General features: G+C 70.3%; 20 protein-coding genes and 1 pseudogene. 10 read left to right on the forward strand and 11 right to left on the reverse strand.

All coding sequences use genetic code 11. The features are described from left to right. The first annotated feature begins 7 nt into the window (after positions 1–7). From ACWD3H_RS34060 to ACWD3H_RS34080, 5 genes are all read left to right on the forward strand, one after another. Entirely contained in the window at positions 8–451 is a 444-nt protein-coding gene (locus ACWD3H_RS34060) for an SRPBCC family protein (RefSeq protein ID WP_451957907.1), read from the forward strand. 24 nt (positions 452–475) lie between these two features. Then, positions 476–1,222, forward strand: a complete 747-nt coding sequence (locus tag ACWD3H_RS34065) for an IclR family transcriptional regulator (RefSeq protein WP_355564367.1) — start codon at positions 476–478, stop codon at positions 1,220–1,222. 62 nt (positions 1,223–1,284) lie between these two features. After that, entirely contained in the window at positions 1,285–2,460 is a 1,176-nt protein-coding gene (locus ACWD3H_RS34070; RefSeq protein ID WP_451957908.1) for a 4-hydroxybenzoate 3-monooxygenase, read from the forward strand. Next, complete coding sequence (gene pcaH / locus ACWD3H_RS34075) at positions 2,457–3,137, forward strand: protocatechuate 3,4-dioxygenase subunit beta (protein ID WP_355564372.1); 681 nt, start codon at positions 2,457–2,459, stop codon at positions 3,135–3,137. Before ACWD3H_RS34070 ends, pcaH begins: the two co-directional genes overlap by 4 nt. Then, positions 3,137–3,580, forward strand: coding sequence for a peptidase associated/transthyretin-like domain-containing protein (locus ACWD3H_RS34080; RefSeq protein WP_355564375.1), 444 nt, complete (start codon positions 3,137–3,139; stop codon positions 3,578–3,580). Before pcaH ends, ACWD3H_RS34080 begins: the two co-directional genes overlap by 1 nt. A 51-nt stretch (positions 3,581–3,631) precedes the next feature. Here the strand turns inward: ACWD3H_RS34080 and ACWD3H_RS34085 are convergent. Together ACWD3H_RS34085 and ACWD3H_RS34090 are read right to left on the reverse strand one after the other, a co-directional pair. After that, a pseudogene (locus tag ACWD3H_RS34085) lies at positions 3,632–3,802 on the reverse strand (response regulator); the annotation flags it as partial. Positions 3,803–3,827: 25 nt separating this feature from the next. Next, the gene (locus ACWD3H_RS34090; RefSeq protein ID WP_451957909.1) at positions 3,828–4,991 is read right to left on the reverse strand and encodes a sensor histidine kinase; all 1,164 of its coding nucleotides are present in this window, start codon (positions 4,989–4,991) and stop codon (positions 3,828–3,830) included. 490 nt (positions 4,992–5,481) lie between these two features. On the opposite strand from ACWD3H_RS34090, the gene ACWD3H_RS34095 reads away from it, so the two are divergent. Further along, entirely contained in the window at positions 5,482–6,108 is a 627-nt protein-coding gene (locus ACWD3H_RS34095; protein ID WP_451957910.1) for a DUF998 domain-containing protein, read from the forward strand. Positions 6,109–6,262: 154 nt separating this feature from the next. Continuing rightward, positions 6,263–7,705 (forward strand): WGR domain-containing protein, encoded by a 1,443-nt coding sequence (locus tag ACWD3H_RS34100; protein WP_451957911.1) that lies wholly within the window; start codon positions 6,263–6,265, stop codon positions 7,703–7,705. Positions 7,706–7,766: 61 nt separating this feature from the next. Here the strand turns inward: ACWD3H_RS34100 and ACWD3H_RS34105 are convergent, their stop codons facing one another. From ACWD3H_RS34105 to ACWD3H_RS34130, 6 genes are all read right to left on the reverse strand, one after another. Beyond that, a complete protein-coding gene (locus ACWD3H_RS34105; RefSeq protein WP_451957912.1) occupies positions 7,767–9,101 on the reverse strand; it encodes a ricin-type beta-trefoil lectin domain protein in 1,335 nt (444 codons plus the stop codon). Positions 9,102–9,217: 116 nt separating this feature from the next. Beyond that, entirely contained in the window at positions 9,218–10,624 is a 1,407-nt protein-coding gene (locus tag ACWD3H_RS34110) for a ricin-type beta-trefoil lectin domain protein (RefSeq protein WP_451957913.1), read from the reverse strand. A 587-nt stretch (positions 10,625–11,211) separates the two neighbouring features. After that, the gene (locus ACWD3H_RS34115; protein ID WP_451957914.1) at positions 11,212–13,584 is read right to left on the reverse strand and encodes a Tex family protein; all 2,373 of its coding nucleotides are present in this window, start codon (positions 13,582–13,584) and stop codon (positions 11,212–11,214) included. A gap of 323 nt (positions 13,585–13,907) precedes the next feature. Beyond that, a complete protein-coding gene (locus ACWD3H_RS34120) occupies positions 13,908–14,417 on the reverse strand; it encodes a cellulose binding domain-containing protein (RefSeq protein ID WP_451957915.1) in 510 nt (169 codons plus the stop codon). Between the two features lie 110 nt (positions 14,418–14,527). After that, complete coding sequence (locus tag ACWD3H_RS34125; RefSeq protein ID WP_451957916.1) at positions 14,528–15,556, reverse strand: lytic polysaccharide monooxygenase auxiliary activity family 9 protein; 1,029 nt, start codon at positions 15,554–15,556, stop codon at positions 14,528–14,530. A gap of 361 nt (positions 15,557–15,917) precedes the next feature. Continuing rightward, positions 15,918–16,400, reverse strand: a complete 483-nt coding sequence (locus ACWD3H_RS34130) for a GNAT family N-acetyltransferase (RefSeq protein ID WP_355563878.1) — start codon at positions 16,398–16,400, stop codon at positions 15,918–15,920. A 248-nt stretch (positions 16,401–16,648) separates the two neighbouring features. On the opposite strand from ACWD3H_RS34130, the gene ACWD3H_RS34135 reads away from it, so the two are divergent. Next, a complete protein-coding gene (locus tag ACWD3H_RS34135; protein WP_355563881.1) occupies positions 16,649–16,867 on the forward strand; it encodes an EF-hand domain-containing protein in 219 nt (72 codons plus the stop codon). Positions 16,868–16,977: 110 nt separating this feature from the next. On the opposite strand, the gene ACWD3H_RS34140 is transcribed toward ACWD3H_RS34135, so the two are convergent. Next, on the reverse strand, positions 16,978–17,346 hold the full coding sequence (locus ACWD3H_RS34140; protein ID WP_350921280.1) for an STAS domain-containing protein: 369 nt from the start codon (positions 17,344–17,346) through the stop codon (positions 16,978–16,980). Positions 17,347–17,553: 207 nt separating this feature from the next. On the opposite strand from ACWD3H_RS34140, the gene ACWD3H_RS34145 reads away from it, so the two are divergent. After that, a complete protein-coding gene (locus tag ACWD3H_RS34145) occupies positions 17,554–18,660 on the forward strand; it encodes an acetate/propionate family kinase (RefSeq protein WP_451957917.1) in 1,107 nt (368 codons plus the stop codon). Between the two features lie 147 nt (positions 18,661–18,807). Here the strand turns inward: ACWD3H_RS34145 and ACWD3H_RS34150 are convergent, their stop codons facing one another. Next, positions 18,808–19,200 (reverse strand): isoamylase early set domain-containing protein, encoded by a 393-nt coding sequence (locus ACWD3H_RS34150; RefSeq protein WP_355563888.1) that lies wholly within the window; start codon positions 19,198–19,200, stop codon positions 18,808–18,810. Between the two features lie 303 nt (positions 19,201–19,503). Between ACWD3H_RS34150 and ACWD3H_RS34155 the strand changes: the two genes are divergently transcribed. After that, a complete protein-coding gene (locus ACWD3H_RS34155; RefSeq protein WP_451957933.1) occupies positions 19,504–20,124 on the forward strand; it encodes a uridine kinase in 621 nt (206 codons plus the stop codon). Positions 20,125–20,338: 214 nt separating this feature from the next. On the opposite strand, the gene ACWD3H_RS34160 is transcribed toward ACWD3H_RS34155, so the two are convergent. Further along, entirely contained in the window at positions 20,339–20,611 is a 273-nt protein-coding gene (locus ACWD3H_RS34160) for a hypothetical protein (protein ID WP_355563894.1), read from the reverse strand. Positions 20,612–20,727 lie beyond the last annotated feature (116 nt).

Here is a 20,727-nt window from a genome sequence, read left to right on the forward strand (position 1 = left end):
ACAGAGCATGCCAAAAGTCACGCTTCGTAATACTTTTCACGTCCGTAACACTCCGGGGGCGCTCCGTGCCCACCTGAGTCAGCCGCAGAGCTACATAGGGCTCTCGCCCATGGTGGTCGCGGTCAAGGACATCGAGCAGGGGGAGGCCGAGACCCGCTACACCTCGGTGGAACGCTTCAAGTTCCTCGGCGTCGTCAAGTACGACAACATGATCAAGGTGACGTTGCGGAACACGCCGCGGACCGTCGAGGGCGAGGTCGACAGTCCCGGCGGGGTGCGTCTGGAGTACCGGTTCACTCTCAGCGAGAAGGACGGGGGAACCGAGGTTGAAGACATCCTTGTGGTGCACGCCTGGGTCAGGCCGATGCTGGGCTACGCCGCGAAGAAGGCTCGCGAGGTGCAGCTCGCCCGCGCCGGGATCCTGGCCGCCCGCCTGGGTGCCGCCTCCTAGGCCTCGGCGGCCGAAGCGGGACGCGTGAGAGCGCCCACGGTCACCGGGAAGGTGATGGCGATCCTCGGCGCGTTCCTGCCGGGAGACGTGAGGCTGACGCTCACCGAGATCTGCCGCCGGGCCGAGCTGCCTCCCGCCACCGGCCACCGGCTGGTCGGGGAGCTGGTGGCGGGCGGCTTCGTGGAGCGGCTCCCCGACGGCTCCTACCGGGTCGGGATGCTCCTGTGGCAGATCGGTGCCCAGGCGGCGGAACCGCGGGAGCTGCGTGAGCTCGCCCTGCCGTACATGGAGGACCTCTACGCCGCGACCCGCGAGAACGTGCAGCTCGCGGTGCTCCGCGGCGACCGGGCGCTGTACGTGGAGCGACTGCGCGGGCCCACCTCCGTGCCGATCGTCTCGCGGGTGGCCGGAGGGCTGCCGCTGCACGCTACCGGGGTCGGCAAGGTCCTGCTGGCCTTCGCGGACCCGGAGACGGTGGAGCGGGTGCTCGCCGGGGAGCTCACCCCGCACGCGCCCAACACGGTGGTGGACCCCACGCGGCTCCGTACCGAGCTGGAGGAGGTCCGCCGGACCGGGATCGCCTGCACGCAGGAGGAGATGTCGGTGGGCACCTGCTCGGTCGCGGTGCCGGTACGGGGGGCGGGCGGCCGGGTGGTGGCGGCGCTGTCACTGGTGGCCTGGCGGCACAACGCCGACCCGCGCCGGCTGGCATCCGCCGTGCGGACCGCGGCCGGGGCGCTCTCCCGAGATCTCGCCGCCCTCCAGCGCTGAAAGATTTCCGCTGAACGGAAGAGTGACGCGTGCGGGGGTGGACGGTGCGGAATGCTCGACGCATGCGAACTCAGGTCGGGATCATCGGAGCGGGCCCCGCCGGGCTGCTCCTCTCCCATCTGCTCCACCTGCGGGGCATCGACTCGGTGGTCCTTGAGGCACGGAGCAGGCACTACATCGAGCAGCGGGTGCGGGCCGGGGTGCTGGAGCAGGGCACGGTGGACGTGCTCAACGAGGCGGGCGTCGGCGACCGGATGCGCGCCGAGGGGCTGCCGCACCACGGCATCGAGCTGCGGTACGGCGGGGCCGGGCACCGCATCCCCTTCGAGGAGCTCGTTCCCGGCCGGGCCATCACCGTCTACGGCCAGCAGGAGGTCGTCAAGGACCTCGTCGCCCGCAGACTGGCCGACGGAGGGAAGATTCTCTTCGACGTCCCGGACGTCGCCCTGCACTCGTTGGAGAGGAACCCCTACCTCACCTTCCATGGGGAACGCCTCGACTGCGACGTCATCGCCGGGTGCGACGGCTTCCACGGTGTCTCGCGGCGGTCGATCCCCGAGGGCGTCCTGACGGTCTTCCAACGGGACTATCCCTTCGCCTGGCTCGGCATCCTCGCGCAGGTCCCTCCGTCGGCCAAGGAGCTGATCTACTCCCATACCGAGCGGGGCTTCGCGCTGCACAGCATGCGCTCTGAGGAGATCAGCCGCTTCTACCTCCAGGTTCCCCCGGACGCCTCGCTCGACGACTGGCCGGACGAGCGGATCTGGGCCGAGCTGCGGGCACGCCTGGAGACGGTCCCCGGGTTCACGCTGGCCGAGGGGCCGATCATCTCCAGGGACATGTCGGCGATGCGCTCGTTCGTCGCCGAGCCGATGCGCCACGGCAACCTCTACCTCGCCGGGGACGCCGCCCACATCGTGCCGCCCACCGGAGCCAAGGGGCTCAACCTGGCGGTCGCGGACGTCCGGCTGCTGACCGCGGCCCTGGCCGAGTTCTACGCGACGGGTTCCAGCGACCTACTGGACGCCTACTCCGACAGCTGCCTGAAGCGGGTCTGGCGCGCCCAGCACTTCTCCTGGTGGATGACCACGCTGCTGCACACCTTCGACGCCGACGACCCCTACGGGCGGCGCCTGCAGACCGCACATCTCGACTACGTCACCTCCTCAGAGGCCGCCGCGACCACGCTCGCGGAGAACTACGTCGGCCTGCCCTTCGATTTCGGAGCCCGCCCGTGACCCGCACAGATCCGCACCCGCACCACCTCACCCCCGGCTATCTCAGCACCCTGCTCCGCGCCCCCTCGTACCCGCCGGTGCGACCCGCCCTCGATCCCGAGGCGGCGGAGCTGCTCGACCCGGTCTACGGCCACAGGCCGGTCGGGCCGCTGGACCACGACCTGACCAGGCAGCACGCGGGCGAGCCGATCGGCGAGCGCATCATCGTCACGGGCCGGGTCCTCGACAGCCGGGGCCGGGCGGTGCCGAACACGCTGCTGGAGGTCTGGCAGGCGAACGCCACCGGCAGGTACGCCCATCCGGTGGACCAGCACCCGGCCCCGCTCGACCCCAACTTCACCGGGTTCGGCCGCTGCCTGACCGACGCCGAGGGCCGCTACCGGTTCGTCACGATCAAGCCGGGGTCCTACCCCTGGCGTAACCACCCCAACGCCTGGCGTCCGGCGCACATCCACTTCTCGGTGTTCGGCACCGCCTTCACCCAGCGTCTGATCACCCAGATGTACTTCCCCGGCGATCCGCTGTTCGCCTACGACCCGATCTTCCAGTCGGTCCCGGAGCCCAAGGACCGCGAACGGCTCATCTCCGCCTTCGACCTGGATGTCACCGAGCCCGAGTGGGCGCTCGGCTACCGCTGGGACGTCGTGCTGGGCGCGACCCCGTTTGAGGAGGAGTGATGTCGCAGACCCCGTCGCAGACCGTGGGCCCGTTCTTCGGGTACGCGCTGCCGTACGCAGAGGGGCCCCTCGTCGTGCCGGAGGACCATCCGGACGCGATCGAGCTGCGTGGCCGGGTGCTGGACGGTGCGGGCGAGCCGGTGGCCGACGCGCTGCTGGAGATCTGCCAGCCGGGGCTGTTCGGTCGTTGCGAGACCGGGGCCGACGGCTCCTACCGCTTCCGCACGGCCAGGCCCGACGGCTACATCCCCCTGCTGATCTTCGCGCGCGGCCTGCTCAAGCCGGTCTGGACCCGGGTCTATCTCACCGCGGAGGCGCGGTTCCCCGCCGAGGTGGACCCGTCGCGCCGGAGCACGCTCGTCGCGACACCGGAGGGGGAGCGGTCCCACCGGTTCGACGTCCGCCTCCAGGGTGACGGCGAGACGGTGTTCTTCGCCTACTGAGCTCAGCGTTCGCCGGGGCGGACCAGACCGTGCTCGTAACATGCGGGGCATCGCGATGTCGAGCAGTACCAGGTCGGGCCCGAGACGCCTGGCCGTCTCCACGGCCTCGCGCCCGTCCGCGGCCTCGCCGATCACCCGGATGTCCGGCTGGGTGCCGATGATGAGCCGGAGCCCGCGGCGGATCATGGCCTGGTCGTCGGCCAGTACGACGGTGATGGTCATTCGGCTCTCCTTCACGGTCTCCCGCTCAACCGGCGGGTTCCTCCCCGGTGGCCCGCACCGCCAGCGGGAACGAGGCACTGACGCCGTAACCGCCGTCCCGCAGCGGCCCGGTGGCGAGCCGCCCGTGGAAGAGCGCGACCCGCTCCCGCATGCCGATCAGGCCGTGCCCGGCGCCCTGGGGACCGGTGTGGCCGTTTCTGGGGCCGTCGTCGACGACCTCCAGGGTGAGCGTACGCGGCAGGTGGGAGACGGTGACCGTGACGCGTGCCGGGCCCGCGTGCTTGAGCGTGTTGGTCAGCGCCTCCTGGATGATCCGGTAGGCCGACAGCTCCAGCCCGGCCGGGAGCGGCCGGGCCTCGCCCTGCACGATCAGCTCCACCTCCAGCCCGGCGGCGCGTACCTGCTCCACCAGGTCCTCCAGCCGGGCCAGGCTGGGCTGCGGGGCCAGCCCGTCCTCGCTGGAGTCGGTGCGCAGCAGGCCGAGCATGCGGTGGAGCTCCTCGACCGCCTCTCGGCCGGCCTCCTCCACCACGGTCAGCGTCTCGCGCTCGGCCAACTGGTCGGGGCGGAGCATCAGCCTGGCCGCGCCGGCCTGCATGACCATGACGCTGACGCTGTGGGCGACCACGTCGTGCAGCTCGCGGGCGATCCGGGTGCGCTCCTCGGCCACGGCCTTGCGGGCGAGCAACTCGCCGCGTTCTCGCGCCTGGACCGCGACCTGCCGGTGCCGCCACACGGCGAAGCCCGTGCCGCCGGCGATCGAGGCCATCACCGCGGCCACCGCCATGTCCCCCGGGCCGAAGGGGTGGTCGACGGCCAGCATCATCGACCCGATGAAGAGTCCGGTGACCACGAGCCCGAACACGGTCCTGGGGTCTCGCGGGGGAGCCTCGCTGACCAGGGTGAACAGCAGGATGAGTTGGGTGTAGAACTGCCAGGCGGCGGCGAGGTCGCCGAAGTACGCGAAGCTCACCGCGCTCGCCAGCGAGTAGACGGTCAGGACCGTGAACGGGGCACGGCGCCGTACGAGCACCAGGGCCGCCGCGGCCATCACCGCGACCAGCCACAACGGGGACTGCTCGTGGCCGAAGGCCGACGCGCGCCCGCTGAGCTCCTCGGCGAGCCCGAACACGGCCATGACCGCCGCGATCAGCCAGTCGACGGCGGTGGGCGGGAAACGGCGGCTCATGACGCGGGGGGAGGGGGGTGCGGCATGACGTGAGGGTAAGGGGCGGGGAGGGAGGTTGACATCCATCTTCGGGGGGATTACGGATCAAGGTAGGCCTTGATGACGGTGAGGGGCGCAGTACGTAGTCTCCAAGCCATGTTCACTCTTACCGATCCTGACGCGTTCCGTCGCGGGGCCGCGGGCGTCAGCCTGATCCTCGCCCCCTCTGCCTATTGCCGGGCATGATCGTGACCGCTTCTCGACGGGTGGCGTGCCCGCGGGAAGCAGGCCTCACCCCGAGGGCGACCCTGATGAGGACCGCCCTACCATCACGGGTCTTCGCGCAGGTCAGGGAGATGGCGCGGGGACCGTCCCCGGGAGGACGGCACCACCTGGCCCCGAGATCCTTACGGGACCGTTCAGGGACGTCAGGGGGCTCTCTCCGATATTCCGGAATCTTGATCGCCGCCATCGTTGAGGCATGGGAAGTCAGGCGTTCACGGGATCTGCGATGGTCTTTGGCGGTTACGCGGCGATCGGCGCCGGGGCGGCCACGATGCTCGGGCTGCACGTGGTCACCGGTCTCGACCCGGTGCACACGGTGATCAGCGAGTACGCGTTCGAGGCGGACGGCTGGTTGCTTCCCCTGTCGCTCACGCTCTTCGCCGCCGCCGCGACGATCATCGGGGCCATGCTGGCCCGGCGGGGCGAGGACCGCGCGGCGGCCCTGCTGGTCGGAATCTGGGGCCTGTGCATGCTGCTGATCGGCGCCTTCCCCACCGACGAGCCGGGCGTGCCGCTGTCGATGTCCGGTGGCATCCACAGGTACGCGGCGTTCGTGGCCTTCCTGACGATGCCGGTCGCCGGACTGCTCCTGGCCAGGCGGCACGCGGCCGGTCCGTACGCCCGCACGATCCGGCTGCTCAGTCTGGCCTCCCTGGGCGTGCTGGTCCTGGTGGTCCTCCCGTACGTGGTGCGGATGGTCGGCGTGGACCTGGCGGGCGAGGACATTCCCGCCGGGGTGACGCAGCGGCTGGTGGTGGGTTTCGAGGTGGCGGTGCTGGCCATGCTGGGCCTGATGGCCGGAGCCGGGTGCGGCCGTACCCGCCGCCCGCTCCCAGCGGCCGCTCGCGGCTGACACCCTCGCGATCCGGGGGAGGCCGGAGCGCGCGAAACACGGACGAGTCCGGCTGCCGATCGACAGCCCTCGCCGCTACTTTTCCTGACTTTTCATTATTTGTCGTATGGCTGCCCTACGCTCCGGAAGCGTCGACCAACGGAGAGGGTGGAGCATGACCGCGCGGAGCACGTACCTGGAGCTGTCCGAGGACGGCGGGAGCTCGCACAAGTTCTACGAGGTGGTGCTCGACGGGACCCAGGTGACGATCAGGTACGGCCGCATCGGCGAGTCCGGTCAGTCCAAGGCCTCGGCCTTCGCCAGCGTGGCGAAGGCCGAGGCGGCCGCCGCAAAGAAGATCAACGAGAAGATCCGCAGGGGTTACGCCCCCGCCGTGCAGGGGGTGCGCCAGCGCCGCGCGGTCACCAGGCGCAGCGTGGAGAGCGCCCGCTCCACCGCCACCCAGGCACCGGTGCTCTGGCGCTTCGCCAGCGGTGCGGCGGCGTTCGGCATCTTCGTCGACTCCGAGCGCTGCTGGGTCGGCAACCAGCGCGGTGACGTCTACACCGTCACCCACGGCGGCACCGTCACCGGCCGTTTCCGGCTCCCCGACGGGGTCAAGTGCATCGTCGGCGACGACTTCTGGATCTACGCGGGCGCCGACGACGGCAAGGTCTACGACCTTGGCGGCAAGGTCCCGAGGGTCGCGTACGAGATCGCCGAGGATGTCGACATCTACTGGCTGGACATCCACGACGGCGTGCTGGGCGTCTCCGACCGCGCTGGGCGGATCACCACGATCGACCACGAGGACGAGTTCCAGTGGGCGCGCAAGGGCAGGGGCGACTCGGCCTGGATGGTCCGCTGCGACGACGAGGCCGTCTACCACGGACACTCCACCGGGGTGGCCCGCTATGACGCCGCGGACGGGGCACCGGTGTGGGAGACGCCCATCAACGGCGCGGTGCTGTTCGGCTGGCAGGAGGCCGGTTCGGTCTACGCCGGCACCTCGCGCGGCGCCGTGCACCGGCTGCGCAAGTCGGACGGCGTCAGCCAGGCGGTCTACCGCTGCGACGCCACGGTCTTCTCCTGCGCCACCGCCCCCGAAGGCCGCTACGTCTTCGCCGGCGACAATCACTCCTCGATCTACTGCTTCGACCAGGGCGGCGAGCGCCTGTGGAAGCTGGCCACCGGTTGCGGCTCCGCCTTCTCCATGCAGTATCTCGACGACCGCCTCTACATCGTGACCACCGACGGCACCCTGGCCTGCATCGACGTGGCCGAGGAGGCGATCAGGGCGGCCCAGGGGGGCAGCGTCCCCGAGTCTGTCGACGTCAAGGCGTCCGCCGGGCTGGCGGTGGTGGAGCCCACCACCGTGCTGGAGACCGTGGTGCTCGACACGGTCTCGCACACCGGCGAGGGCGTGGTGGTGGAGTGCTTCCGCGAGGGCGAGCGGCTCCGGGTACGGGTGGTCAGCGAGGGCTACGACACGCGGTGGAACGTGCAGTTCCCCAAGGGCGTGCGCGAGGCCGGGGCACGCTACCTCGTCGAGGGCGTCCGCTTCTCCGAGCGGGGCGGTTTCTACCGGGCCTACGGCGACATCAGGCGCCTGCTCTGACCGTACGGCGAAGCTGGGAGCCCGTCATGGGCCGAGACCGCTCGGCCCATGACAGGGGTGGTCAGGCCGCCGGGGCGGTCCACTTCTGGTTGGCGTTGCCGCTGCACTCCCAGATCTGCAGGCGGGTGCCGTTGGCGCTGGACTGGCCGGTGGCGTCCAGGCACTTGTTGGAGGCGGGGTTCACGATGTCGCGGGCCCCGCTGTGGACCCACTGCTGGGCTGCGGTGCCGTTGCAGTCGTAGAGCTGGATCTGCGTTCCGTTGGCGGTGCCGGCGGCGGTGACGTCCATGCACTTGCCGAGGGCGCGGATGGTGCCGTCGGTGCCGAGGGTCCACTGCTGGGCGGCGGTGCCGTTGCAGTCGTAGAGCTGGACGGCGGTGCCGTTGGCGCTGCTGGCGGCGGCGACGTCGACGCACTTGCCGCCGATGCCGGTGATCTGCCCGGTACGGCCGCCGCTGCCGCCGCCCTGGGCGTAGACGCGGACGTAGTCGATGGTCAGCTGCTGGGGGAAGGTCGTGGAGGCGTCGGGCGAGCCGGGCCAGTTCCCGCCGACGGCCAGGTTGAGGATCATGAAGAACGGGTGGTCGTAGACCCAGGGGTTGCCCCGGGTGTCGGCGGGGGTCTTCCTGGAGTACTGGATGCCGTCGACGTACCAGGTCACCGAGCCGGGCTCCCAGTCGACGGTGAAGGTGTGGAAGGCGTCGGCGAAGGCCTGACCGCCGGGGAGGGTGTAGCTGCCGCTCAGCGGGCTGCCCCCCGAGTAGCCGGGGCCGTGCAGGCTGCCGAGCACCTGCCCCGGCACGCTGCCGACGTTCTCCATGATGTCGATCTCGCCGCTCGCGGGCCAGCCGACCGATCCGATGTTGCCACCCAGCATCCAGAACGCCGGCCACATGCCCTTGCCCCTGGGCAGCTTCATCCGTGCCTCGAAGCGGCCGTAGGCGCGGGTGAAGGTCGCGGCGGTGGTCAGCTTCCCCGAGGTGTACTCGCAGGAGCCGTACCAGCAGCCGTACCCGGCGGGGTTGCCCTTGCGCGCGGTGATGACCAGGTTGCCGGCGCCGTCGTGGGCGATGTTCTCGTTGCCGGCCGTGTAGTACTGCCGCTCGTTGTTCCCGAAGCCGCCGCCACCGACCTCGCGGCGCCACTTGGCGGCGTCGGGGCCGGTGCCCGCGGCGGCGTTGAACTCGTCGGACCAGACGAGGGGGCCGGGGGCCGCGGCGACCTGGGCGGCGGTGGTCTGGACGGTGGCGGTCTGGGCGTCCGCGGCGGAGGGGACGAGGGCGGCGGAGGTGAGGAGCATCGCCGCGAGGAGGCCGCCGATTCGCGCGAGCGGGGTTCGCGTGCGGTGCGGGCCGGTGGGTGGCGCGGGCAGGGGGTGCGGGCTGGTGGAGATCATCGGTGCTTCCTTTCGAGCCGATGTCCGCTGGAGGGGAGATGGCATGCTCCGGTGGCCCCGTACCGGACGGTGACCGGAAAGTCACCGGTTCTCGGACGGGGCGGACCGGTCGGGGTTCAGAAGCCGGCCGTGACGCGGGTGAACTCCCAGTCGGGCTGGGCTATGCCGCTGCACTCGGAGCCCGCGTTGCCGCCGGGGCAGGGACGGTCGCGGTTGACCGCCCAGTAGGCGAGACGGGTCAGGCCCTTGGACTTGGCCCAGTCGCGGATCTGGGTCCAGGCCGCCACCGTGGTCAGCTCGTTCTGGTCGGACAGGCCGTTCATGCCGGAGATGCCCATCCGGGCGTACGCCTGCGCGTCGGTCCAGCCGTTGGCCGCCTTCAGCGCGTTCTTCAGGCCCTCGGAGGAACTGACCGTGGCGTTGTAGATGTTCGAGGCGCCGAAGTTGAACGGCATGATCGTGTAGTTGTCGATCGGCACGGCCAGCGCCCTGGCCTGGTTGATCAGGCGGATACCGGCCGCGCTCGGGCCGCCGGTCCCGGTGCCGAAGGTGACGGCGATCTTGACGTTGGGGTTGTTCTGCTTGACGATCTTCAGGCCGTTGAGGATGCGGTCCTGGACCGTGTAGTTCTCGAACTCGTCGGTGTTCTCGATGTCGAAGTCGACGACCGCCGGGCCGACCGCGTTGATGACCTGCTGCACCGCTCCCGCGTAGGCGGCCGGGGTGGCGCAGTTCGGGCCGAGCTTGTTGCCCGACCAGCCGCCGAAGGAGACCTGGACGCTGCCACCCGCGGCCTTGATCTGGTTGATCGCGGCCTGGTCGGCGCCGCCGGTCAGCGGCCTGGAGCCGTCCCAGCGCGGGGTGCAGCCGCCGCCGGACAGGATGAACGCCATGGTGAAGGACTTCACGCCGGTGGCGCTCATGACCGTCGCCGGGCTCGGCGGGTTGCCCCAGCCCATGTAGAGGTACGGAGCTCCGGCCATCTTGCCCGGGGGAGTCGTGGGAGGGGGGCCGCCGTCGCTCGGGGCGGTCCACTTCTGGTTGGCGTTGCCGCTGCACTCCCAGATCTGCAGGCGGGTGCCGTTGGCGCTGGACTGGCCGGTGGCGTCCAGGCACTTGTTGGCGGCGGGATTCACCAGGTCGTTCGCGGCGCTGTGGATCCACTGCTGGGCGGCGGTGCCGTTGCAGTCGTAGAGCTGGATCTGCGTTCCGTTGGCGGTGCCGGCGGCGGTGACGTCCAGGCACTTGCCCAGCGCCCTGATGGTGCCGTCGCCGTTACGGGTCCACTGCTGGGCGGCGGTGCCGTTGCAGTCGTAGAGCTGGACTGCGGTGCCGTTGGCACTGCTGGCGGCGGCGACGTCGACGCACTTGCCGCCGATGCCGGTGATATGCCCGGTGGCGGCGGCGGCCGGTGACGCGACCGTCACACCGGCGAGGGCGAGGGCGACGACGGTGAGCATCCCGCCGAGGGTGGTCGGGAGCGGCGTGCGACGGCGGCGGGGAGGCGACTGTCTGGCGGCCATACGCGGATTTCCTTCCGTCTTGGGGGGCGTGCGGGGGGCCGGACATGACGAGCGTTCTTTTGCGAGTGGCCGTACGCGACCCGGTGGGCCTGACATGTGGCGGCGCGCCGCTCGGCGTGTCCTGAGGTCCTGCCGCGACGGATACGGCAGGGGGAGGCGAGGTCTTGCCCGGATGGGGAGCGGTCGGCGCGCCTCGCATCCGCCAACGCCCCGCGTTGGAGAGAGCGAGTCATGGGGGGTCCCTTCAAGGCAAGGTCTCGCTTGCCCGGGACCCTAGGTCAGACTTCGTTCTCCAGTCAATACAAGAGGTAAAAAAAGTCGCACGGCCCGGCTCGCCCGCCCGTGCGAAACGCTGTGATCTGTGCGGAGGTGCGAGGCGGCGATCTGCGGAGGGGACCGTTCCAGGGGGCGGTCCCTGTCAGGGGAGTCCGTCAGAACGCCCGCGATCCGCTGACGGCGCGCGCGGGGATCGTGCGGCGTCGGCGGCCCCGTCCCCGTCGTGGTTCCGTGCGGCACCGGCGGCCTCCTTCCCGGAAGCCGCCGACGCCGAGGGTTTCTTACCCGCCGTCCGGATCATCCGGCACGGATCAGGGGCGACCGCCGGAGCCGTCGAGCCCGGCGCGGCGCAGGGCGTCGGCCATCGCGCCGCTCGGCGCGTTACGCTGCCGGCCCCCGCGGTCCTGCCGCTGCCGGTCGCCGCGTCCCTGCCCGCCGCCCTGCCTGCCGCCGTCGCCCTGGCGCTGACCGCCACCGCCCTGCTGGTCGCGCTGGTCGCGCTGGTCGCGCGGTCCTCGCGGGCCGGACGGCTTGACGTCGTCGTCCAGGCGCAGGGTGAGCGAGATGCGCTTGCGGGGGATGTCGACGTCGAGCACCTTCACCCTGACGATGTCACCGGGCTTGACCACCTCGCGCGGGTCCTTGACGAAGTTGTGCGACAGCGCCGACACGTGCACCAGGCCGTCCTGGTGCACACCGACGTCGACGAAGGCGCCGAAGGCCGCCACATTGGTGACCACGCCCTCCAGCAGCATGCCGGGGGTGAGGTCGGAGAGCTTCTCCACGCCCTCCTTGAAAGTCGCCGTCTTGAAGGCCGGGCGCGGGTCACGGCCCGGCTTCTCCAACTCGGAGAGGATGTCGGTGACGGTCGGCAGCCCGAAGGTGTCGTCCACGAACTCCGCCGGGCGCAGGGCCCGCAGCACCGTACCGTTGCCGATCAGGGTGGTGATGTCACCGCCGGTGCTCTGCAGGATGCGCCGCACCACCGGGTAGGACTCCGGGTGCACGCTGGAGGTGTCGAGCGGGTCGTCGCCGCCGCGGATGCGCAGGAAGCCCGCGCACTGCTCGAAGGCCTTCGGGCCGAGCCTGGCCACGTCCTTCAGCGCCTTGCGGGAACGGAACGGGCCGTTGGCGTCGCGGTGCTGGACGATGTTCTCGGCGAGCCCGGAGCCGATGCCCGACACCCGGGTGAGCAGCGGTGCCGAGGCGGTGTTGACGTCGACGCCGACCGCGTTCACGCAGTCCTCCACCACCGCGTCGAGGGAGCGGGAGAGCTTGGTCTCGGCGAGGTCGTGCTGGTACTGGCCGACGCCGATCGACTTGGGGTCGATCTTGACCAGTTCGGCCAGCGGGTCCTGGAGCCGCCGGGCGATCGACACGGCGCCGCGCAGCGACACGTCCATGCCGGGCAGCTCCTGCGAGGCGAACGCCGAGGCGGAGTAGACCGAGGCCCCGGCCTCCGACACCACGACCTTGGTCAGCCCGGGGACCAGCTTCACCAGCTCGCCCGCGAGCTTGTCGGTCTCGCGCGAGGCGGTGCCGTTGCCGATGGAGACGAGTTCCACGTCGTACTTCTTCGCCAGCGCGGCGAGGGTGGCCAGCGACTGGTCCCACTGGCGGCGCGGTTCGTGGGGGTAGATCGTGTCGGTGGCCAGCACCTTGCCGGTCGCGTCGACCACCGCGACCTTCACGCCGGTGCGCAGCCCCGGGTCCAGCCCCATGGTCGCGCGGCTCCCCGCGGGCGCGGCGAGCAGCAGGTCGCGCAGGTTCGCGGCGAACACGCGGACCGCCTCCTCCTCGGCGGCCTGCCACATGCGCGTCCGCAGGTCGATGCCGAGGTGGACGAGGATGCGGGTGCGCCAGGCCCAGCGGACCGTGTCGGCCAGCCACGCGTCGGCGGGCCTTCCCCGGTCGGCGATGCCGAAGCGGTGCGCGACGCGGCCCTCGTAGGTGCCGGTGGGCTCCGGCTCCGGCTCCAGGGTGAGGGTGAGGACCTCCTCCTTCTCCCCCCGGAACATCGCCAGGATCCGGTGCGAGGGCAGCTTGGTGAACGGCTCGGCGAAGTCGAAGTAGTCGGAGAACTTGGCGCCCTCCGCCTCCTTGCCCTCGCGGACCGCCGCGACCAGGCGCCCCTTCGTCCACATCCGCTCGCGCAGCTCGCCGACCAGGTCGGCGTCCTCGCCGAACCGCTCGACCAGGATCGCGCGGGCACCGTCAAGCGCGGCGGCGGCATCGGCCACCCCCTCGCCGACGAACGCCTCCGCCGCGGCCCGCGGGTCGACCGACGGGTCCGCCAGCAGGCCGTCGGCGAGCGGTTCGAGCCCTGCCTCCCTGGCGATCTGCGCCTTGGTCCGCCGCTTGGGCTTGTAGGGAAGGTAGATGTCCTCCAGGCGGGCCTTGGAATCGGCCGCCATGATCTGTGCCCGCAGGGCGTCGTCGAGCTTGCCCTGGCCTTCGATCGATTCCAGGATCGCGGTGCGCCGCTCCTCCAGCTCCCGCAGATAGCGCAGCCTCTCCTCCAGAGTGCGCAGCTGCGTGTCGTCGAGCATCTCGGTGGCTTCCTTGCGGTAGCGGGCGATGAACGGCACGGTGGCGCCGCCGTCGAGCAGATCCACCGCCGCCCGCACCTGTCGCTCGCGCACACCCAGCTCTTCGGCGATCCGCTGATGAATAGACGTGGTCACGATCTCTCTTCCTTCTTGATGGCGGTCCCAAGCTACCGCCTCACCTCCCCGGCGGGTCGGAGAGCCGGAGGCGGGAATCACGCGAGAGCCGGAAAAGAACCCACGTCGGTGTCCAGCCGCGCGCGGAACTCCAGGGTGAGGTCACACGGACCCTCGGCACGCCGCGGTGCCGGTGCTTCCGAGGTGGAGCCCGCCACCGGTGATCCGCGCGCCGCCGCCCAGTGCGAGGAGCCGATCGCCACCGGTTCGAGGCCCAGGTGGGGACGCTCGCGGACGCGTTCGGTCGCAGCCGACCGGGAACGGGCGCCCGCCCCGGGGTGCCGCTAACCGCAGGTGACCTCGGTGAAGGTCGGGGGGGTGGCGGCGGCTCCCACGAAGCCGATGTCGGTGGCGGTCGCTCCCGGCCGCAGCGGCGGCTTGTCGCCCAAGGCGTGGATCATCGCGACGGGACCGCTCTGCATGTGGGTGCCGTTCCACGCCTGGGTGAGGGTCGCCCCCTGCGGCAGCATCCACTGGATGTACCAGCCGCCCAGCGGCTGCTCGCCGTCGTTGGTGATCGTCGCGGTGCCCCGGTAGCCGCCGGGCCACGACTCCACCAGGGTGACCGTCGCCCGGCACTTCGCCGCGGCCGGGAGCGCGGCCGGGGTGTCTCGCTGGACGGCCGGGGAAGGCGGTGGCGCCGAGGTGGCCTGAGGGGGGATCGGGGAGGGGAGGTGCGCCGCGGTGTGCCCGCCCTCCGGCGCCCGGCCTGCGCAGGCCACCGCGATCAGGGCCACCGCCGCGCCGAGCGAGACGAGACCCAGCAGTTGCGCGATCTTCGTGGTGGGCGGCACGGGAATCCCTTCCGCGAGGACACGGGCCCGGTACGGACATGGCGGGGTGAGACGGGGAAACGCGCGTGGTCCCGCCGGCGCCCGTCAGGCACCGGCGGGACCACGTCCCGTTATGGGCTGGTACAGGTGACGGTCGGGGAGCCGCTGGTGCCCGAGGCGGTGAACCCGAAGGTGGTCGAGCCTCCGGCCGCTATCGTCCGGTTCCAGTCGGCGTTCTTGGCCGTGACCGCGGACCCCGATGTGGTGTACGTGCCGTTCCACAGGCTGTTTATGGCACTGCCGCTGCCGAGCGTCCACTTCGCGGTCCAGCCGTTGATGGCGGCGGAACCCGGGTTGCTCACGGTCACCTCGGCCTGGAAGCCGCCCGACCAGGAGTTGATGGTCTTGTAGGAGGCGGTGCACGACCCGCCGGGGCCGGGCGTCGGCGTCACGGTCGGCGTCACGGTCGGCGTCGGGTTGGGGGTCGGGTTGGTGCCCGGCCGACCCACGCCGGTCACCTCACCGTTGCCACCGTCGAAGACCACGTCGGAGCAGTTGTAGAACGTCTCGGCCGAGTCGGAGCGCTTCCACACCGAGTAGATGATGTGGCGGCCCGTCTTGTTCGAGGGCAGCGTGGCGTTCCAGTAGTAGTGGGCGTCGTTGGTACCCGGTGAGCCGACGCTCTGCGGGTGGTCGGCCGTGTGGAAGGGCGTGCTCTCCAGGTCACCCCAGGTCAGTGCCCGGTTGGGGTTCCAGCCGTCCTTGGTGATGTAGAGGTAGAACCAGCCAGGGTGGGCGGCCCACTTGTTGTACTTGAACTGGATCGACGCGCCCGAGGTCAGGTGTGTCACCGGCCAGTCGGCGCTCGGCAGGTCGTACCCGCTGTAGCCGGGGTTGCCGCCGCTGCACGCCTGACCGTCCGGGATGAACCCCTGGGTCCGCCCGGCACCGTCGGACCGCAGCACGCTGAACCAGTTGTAGAGCGAGTTGGCTCCACTCTGGGCCACCGCCGCCGAGCAGGCCGGGTTGATGGGCACGATGTTCCCCTGCGGGGAGAGGCCGTCCTGCCAGCAGAAAAAGGTCCGGCTGCCAGGCGTCATCATGGCGCCGTGCGCCGAGGCCGACTGGGGAATGAGGACGACGGCGAGCAGTGCGGTCATTAATGTGGCCACACTGGCGACAGCCATACTTCGCCATTTACTCACAGAATTACCCTCCCTTTCGAGGGATGACGAGTAGTTGATCAATGGCGGTGAGGCGCCCACGCGAGACGGACTCTAGGTCGTCGGTCCAGGGGTGTAAATGGAGTGCCTTTCCCGAGGCCCGATGACAGGGTGTCGCAGCAGGTCGGAGGGGTGGAGGGCGGTTTTGCGAGATGAAAGGTTCACAGCCTGAGCGTGTTCCGGTGAGGTTTTCGCGTGAGGGCTTCCGGATGGTGCGGGGAATGCCATACGGAAAACGCCAAGACCGGCCGGAACGGTGTTCCGGCCGGTCTTGGCGGCGAGGACGGACCCGGTGCGACTACTGCTTTCTCTCCGTCGCGGCGAGCTTCTCGAGCGCGGGACCCGCGAGCCGGTACCTGTCCCACTCGTCTTGTGGTTCCGCGCCGAGCGACCGGTAGAAGTCGATGGCGGGGGCGTTCCAGTCGAGCACCGACCACTCGAACCGGTCGTAGCCGCGCTCCACGCAGATGCGGGCCAGTTCGGTGAGCAGTTCCCTGCCGTACCCGCCACGCCGGTGCTCGGGGCGGACGAAGAGATCTTCGAGGTAGACCCCGTGCGTGCCGGTCCAGGTCGAGTAGGAGACGAACCAGATCGCGAACCCCGTGGCGCTGTCCCCGTCGGTGGCCATGTGGCAGAACACGCTGGGGGAGGGGCGGAAGAGCGCCTCACGGAGCAGGTCCGGGGTGTTCTTGACCTGATCCGGCGCCTTCTCGTACTCCGCGAGGCCGTGGATCATGTCGATGATCGTCGGAATGTCATCCGGTGTTGCGGGGCGAATCATGCTCGCAGTCTACTGACGACCAAAGGCGGGCGTTACCCGGAGACTAGCTGTCACCGCAGGTCAGAGGTGTAGTCGCGGGTCACGTCGGGCTCTTGGGTTCGGTAGGCGCGGGGTACGGAGGGGCCACGCCAGCAAAGCGGATTTTTAGTAATAAAACATGACATATATCGCGGTGTAGCTGTGCGGGTGGCTCCTCCCGTAAGTTGGCTGCTGATCGAAGTGCGGGTCGTTGAGAGAGGCGGGTCACCATGTCGACAGAGCCCACGGGGGAGCGGTTGGCGGAACTCAGGCAGGCGTTCGCGGCCATCGACGCCGACGGCGACGGATTCATCACGGAGGCGGAGTTCGGCGGGCACTTCCCCGACCTGCCCGCGGAGGCCATCGGGTCGCTGAACCGGGACGGCGACTCCGACGGCGACGGCCGCTTCTCGTTCGAGGAGTTCGTCCGCCTGGTCTCCCGCGGCTGATTCGCCCGCCCGCTCTCCCCGGGGAGCGGGCGTGTCCGGCAGCCATGTCCGTGTCCACGGTCCGGCTCACGATCCCGCCGCGGGGCCGATCGCCGGAGGGCCGCCGGGAATCAACGTGAGGCGATGACGCTCTCACCGGAGAGTTCGCGCACCGACTCCTCGACCGTGGAGGCGATGGGAAACGCGTCTCGCAGTTTGGTCAGATCGAGCAGGCGGCCGAGGAATCCGTGCACGCCGACGAGGCGCAGCCAGCCCTTCCGCTCGTAGGCGCGCCGCAGGCTCGTCAGCAGCACCCAGATGCCCGTGGAATCGCAGAATTCCAGCTCCGTCGTGTCGACGACCAGGCAGACATGGCCCCGCCTCATGAACTCCGCGAGCCTCTCCTCCAGCAGGGGAGCCGATGATTTGTCCAGATCGCCGATCAGGGTCACTACGGAGAACTGCGGACGCGCGTCCACGGTGACGGAAAGCCGAGTCATATCGCCCCGCTGTCTACGGCAGTTGGAGACAGCGCCCTGTCGGGAGCCGTGCAAGGACTGGTGCCATCAGCACCACCGTACGCCCGTGGCTTGTGACAGTTCAACGGGTGACCGTGAACCGCCGGATGTCAGGACGGCGCCCGACGCGAAGCGGACCCGCTCGGGGAGACGCCGTTTGCCCGTTCCGCCTCCGGGCAGGCCCGGAAAATGGGAACCACAGGCCTGGCAGTGCTCACGGTCAACGCGGGATCATCGAGCCTCCAGCTTCACCTCGTCCGCGACGGCGAGGTCCTGCGCACCGAGCACAGCGAGCGGAGTCCCGACCCAGGGTCGGCGGAGCGGACGATCGGGGACTTCATCGCCGACGTCCCGGACGGCGACCTCGCCGCGGTCGGCCACCGGCTGGTACACGGCGGTGAGGCCGTACGGAAGCCGACGGTCGTCGATGACGACGTGCTGGACGCGGTAAGAGAGTACGCGGACCTTGCCCCGCTGCACGTGCCGCCCGCGCTCGCACTCGTCGAGGCCGCCCGGCGCAGGCTGCCCGGCCTCCCGCACGTGCTCTGCCCCGACACCGCCTTCCACGCCGCGCTTCCGGATCGCGCCGCCATCTACGCGCTGCCCGCGCAGTGGAGGAGCCGGTACGGCCTGCGCCGCTACGGCTTCCACGGTCTGTCCTACGCCTGGGCGCTGGGGCGGGCCGCGGAACTGCTTGACCGGCCCGTTCGCGCACTCCAGGTCGTCCTGACCCACCTCGGCGGGGGCTCCTCGGTGTGCGCGGTCCGCGAGGGCCGCAGCGTGGACACCTCGATGGGGTTCACCCCGCTGGAGGGGGTGCCGATGAGCACGCGTTCGGGGAGCGTCGACCCCGGCATGCTGCTCTGGCTGCTGTCCGGTTCCCGGCTCACGCTCGACGAACTGCGCGACGGCCTGGAACACCGGTCGGGGCTGCTCGGACTCTCGGACGGGGAGTCGGGCGACACCCGGGAACTGGTCGCCTCCGGCGCCCCCGCCTTGGCCCTGGAGGTGTTCGCGTACCGGGTGAGCCGGGAGATCGCCGCGGCCGCGACGAGCCTGGACCGGCTGGACGCGCTCGTCTTCACCGGGGAGATCGGTTGGGATCAGCCGGAGGTCCGCGAAGCCGTCTGCCGCGGGCTCGTGCTGCTCGGGGTCGAGCCGCCCGTCCGCACCGACCTCGACATCGACGGGATGGTCAGCGCACCCGGCGTACCCGTGCCCGTGCTGGGGATCCGTCCGAGAGAGGAGCTTCAACTCGCCCGCGACACCCTCGGCGTGCTCGGCGGTCATCCGTGAGAACCCGGTCACCGTCCGCGGGCGGGGCAGCCTGCCTTTTCACGCCCTCGCGGGGACGGGAAGGGGCAGGTCGCCCCGATGATCGCGGAGACGGCGCAACGGCATGTCCCGCGAACGGGACTCCGTTCCATGCGTGGTTGCCAGACCTTACGAGGCTGATACCGAGTTGGTGACCGGCCGCCCCGCCGTGAGCGTCTGCCGCATCGGCTTGCCGACGCTGGGCGCCGAGGTGATTCCCTCCGGCGCTTCCTGGACGTCCACCGGGTTGATCCGGCCGCCGTGCTCGTCGTGGTGATCGGCGTCGGCGTCGTCGAACCACACGCCGCCGTCCGCGAGATAGCGGAAACGGATGGGCTGCCGTGCGGGGACGGTCAGGCTCACCTGGTAGGTGCCGTTCTCCTTGCGTTGCATGGGGTGGGCGTAGGGGTCCCAGCCGTTGAAGTCGCCGACCAGTGAAACCCCTCCCCTGGCCGGGCCCTCCGCTATGGTGAAAGTCAGCTTGACCTGGCCGTTCTTGGTCGGCTTACCGCGCTTGATCACTGAAATCCTCCTGACATCACTGTCTCCGTGCGTAACGTGCCGTGATCTCGGTTGCGGAAAGACGTGAAGATCACGCCAACTACCGGGTCGCGCCGACAGGGACGTGACGCGACCGGGAGGCCGACGCTCAGTCACGGCCGAGCCGTCGATCCCATATGGATCGTTACCGCCCGTAGCGGCGGGACAACCCGGGCAGACCGACTTTTGATCGGCATCACGTCCGACCTTGACCCGAACGTGGCGGTCGGCTGATCCACGGTCGGAGACAGGTCGGGTGTCGGCCAGGATGGTGGAGTGGACATAATGCCGATCTCCCCGTCGTCACTGGTGGAGGAAATCGCGGACCTGGTGGACGCGGAGCCCCGCGACTCCTGGGTGCGCGTCGCGTTCGACGGAGCGCCGGCGGCGCGGCCCGGGGATCTCGCCGACGAGCTGGTCGACCCGCTCCGGCTCCGCGGCCGGGAGGTGCTCCGTGTCCTCTCCGCCGACTTCCTGCGCCCGGCCTCGCTCCGTTTCGAGTACGGCAGGACCGATCCTGACTCCTTCTACACCGACTGGTTCGACTACAAAGGGCTGGTCCGCGAGGTTCTGGGGCCGCTTGCTCCCGGCCGGTCGGGGAAGGTGCTGCCCACGCTGTGGGACAGCACGATCGATCGGGCCACCCGCGCGCCCTATGTCACCGTCCCCCCAGGTGGGGTGCTGCTGCTGGCCGGTCCGCTGCTGCTGGGCAGGGGGCTGCCGTTCGACCTGACCGTGCACCTGAGGCTCTCGCCGGGCGCGCTCGCCCGGCGCACCCCGGACGAGGAGCGCTGGACGCTGCCCGCCTACGCGCGCTACGAGGCGGAGGTCGCGCCGGCGCGGGTCGCCGACATGGTCGTCCGCGTCGACGACCCGAGACATCCGGCCCTGGTCACAGCGCCGTGACCCGTCTTCCGGCGGGCGGAGCGGGAATGAGGGCCGGGCACGAAGGCGGGGTGCGTCCTGGTGGACACGCCCCGCCTTCGATCATCCAACGGCACGGTCAGGTGGCGCCTCGCCGCGTTGCCGTCGGTCACCGCGGCACGCCGCGGTGACCTCCTCCGCCTCGCGAGGCACCACCTGACCGATCCTCGCCACGGCAAGATCCGCGAGACAGGGCCTAGACACCCGCGCGCGAGGGCATTCTGCCCTCGGAGTACGTGCCGTGGAGCATCTCCTGCTCCGTCGGCCGCATCTCGTCGCGGGCCTCCTCCATGCGCAGCGCGATCCCCATCCCGAAGAAGGTGGGTGCCCACTCACCGATGAAGATCCCCCACCGGTCCGCCCGGTCGATGCCTGCCTTCTCCGCCGAATTCGATGCCAGCCACGCCGCGAAGGACAGGCCGACCGAGGCGATTCCGGCGATGTACATCGCGTTGGACTTCACGCCCATTTTGTGAAGCGTACTGATCATTTCATCCCCCTGATGGTGGTTCGCTGTTATGGTTACCCTGGGAAATCATAGATAACCGAATGTGACGAACCGCAGGTGGGGGCCCCTTGGCGTCG

Source organism: Streptosporangium sp. NPDC002607 (genome assembly GCF_053592655.1).

What these genes read in the sequence shown, in the direction of transcription:
- ACWD3H_RS34145 (WP_451957917.1), top strand. Translation starts at nt 17,554, where the DNA reads ATGGGAACCACAGGCCTGGCAGTGCTCACGGTCAACGCGGGATCATCG.
- ACWD3H_RS34095 (WP_451957910.1), top strand. Translation starts at nt 5,482, where the DNA reads ATGGTCTTTGGCGGTTACGCGGCGATCGGCGCCGGGGCGGCCACGATG.
- ACWD3H_RS34140 (WP_350921280.1), bottom strand. Translation starts at nt 17,346, where the DNA reads ATGACTCGGCTTTCCGTCACCGTGGACGCGCGTCCGCAGTTCTCCGTA.
- ACWD3H_RS34080 (WP_355564375.1), top strand. Translation starts at nt 3,137, where the DNA reads ATGTCGCAGACCCCGTCGCAGACCGTGGGCCCGTTCTTCGGGTACGCG.
- ACWD3H_RS34090 (WP_451957909.1), bottom strand. Translation starts at nt 4,991, where the DNA reads ATGAGCCGCCGTTTCCCGCCCACCGCCGTCGACTGGCTGATCGCGGCG.
- ACWD3H_RS34070 (WP_451957908.1), top strand. Translation starts at nt 1,285, where the DNA reads ATGCGAACTCAGGTCGGGATCATCGGAGCGGGCCCCGCCGGGCTGCTC.
- ACWD3H_RS34155 (WP_451957933.1), top strand. Translation starts at nt 19,504, where the DNA reads ATGCCGATCTCCCCGTCGTCACTGGTGGAGGAAATCGCGGACCTGGTG.
- ACWD3H_RS34110 (WP_451957913.1), bottom strand. Translation starts at nt 10,624, where the DNA reads ATGGCCGCCAGACAGTCGCCTCCCCGCCGCCGTCGCACGCCGCTCCCG.
- ACWD3H_RS34130 (WP_355563878.1), bottom strand. Translation starts at nt 16,400, where the DNA reads ATGATTCGCCCCGCAACACCGGATGACATTCCGACGATCATCGACATG.
- ACWD3H_RS34100 (WP_451957911.1), top strand. Translation starts at nt 6,263, where the DNA reads ATGACCGCGCGGAGCACGTACCTGGAGCTGTCCGAGGACGGCGGGAGC.
- ACWD3H_RS34060 (WP_451957907.1), top strand. Translation starts at nt 8, where the DNA reads ATGCCAAAAGTCACGCTTCGTAATACTTTTCACGTCCGTAACACTCCG.
- ACWD3H_RS34160 (WP_355563894.1), bottom strand. Translation starts at nt 20,611, where the DNA reads ATGGGCGTGAAGTCCAACGCGATGTACATCGCCGGAATCGCCTCGGTC.
- ACWD3H_RS34125 (WP_451957916.1), bottom strand. Translation starts at nt 15,556, where the DNA reads ATGACCGCACTGCTCGCCGTCGTCCTCATTCCCCAGTCGGCCTCGGCG.
- ACWD3H_RS34105 (WP_451957912.1), bottom strand. Translation starts at nt 9,101, where the DNA reads ATGATCTCCACCAGCCCGCACCCCCTGCCCGCGCCACCCACCGGCCCG.
- ACWD3H_RS34135 (WP_355563881.1), top strand. Translation starts at nt 16,649, where the DNA reads ATGTCGACAGAGCCCACGGGGGAGCGGTTGGCGGAACTCAGGCAGGCG.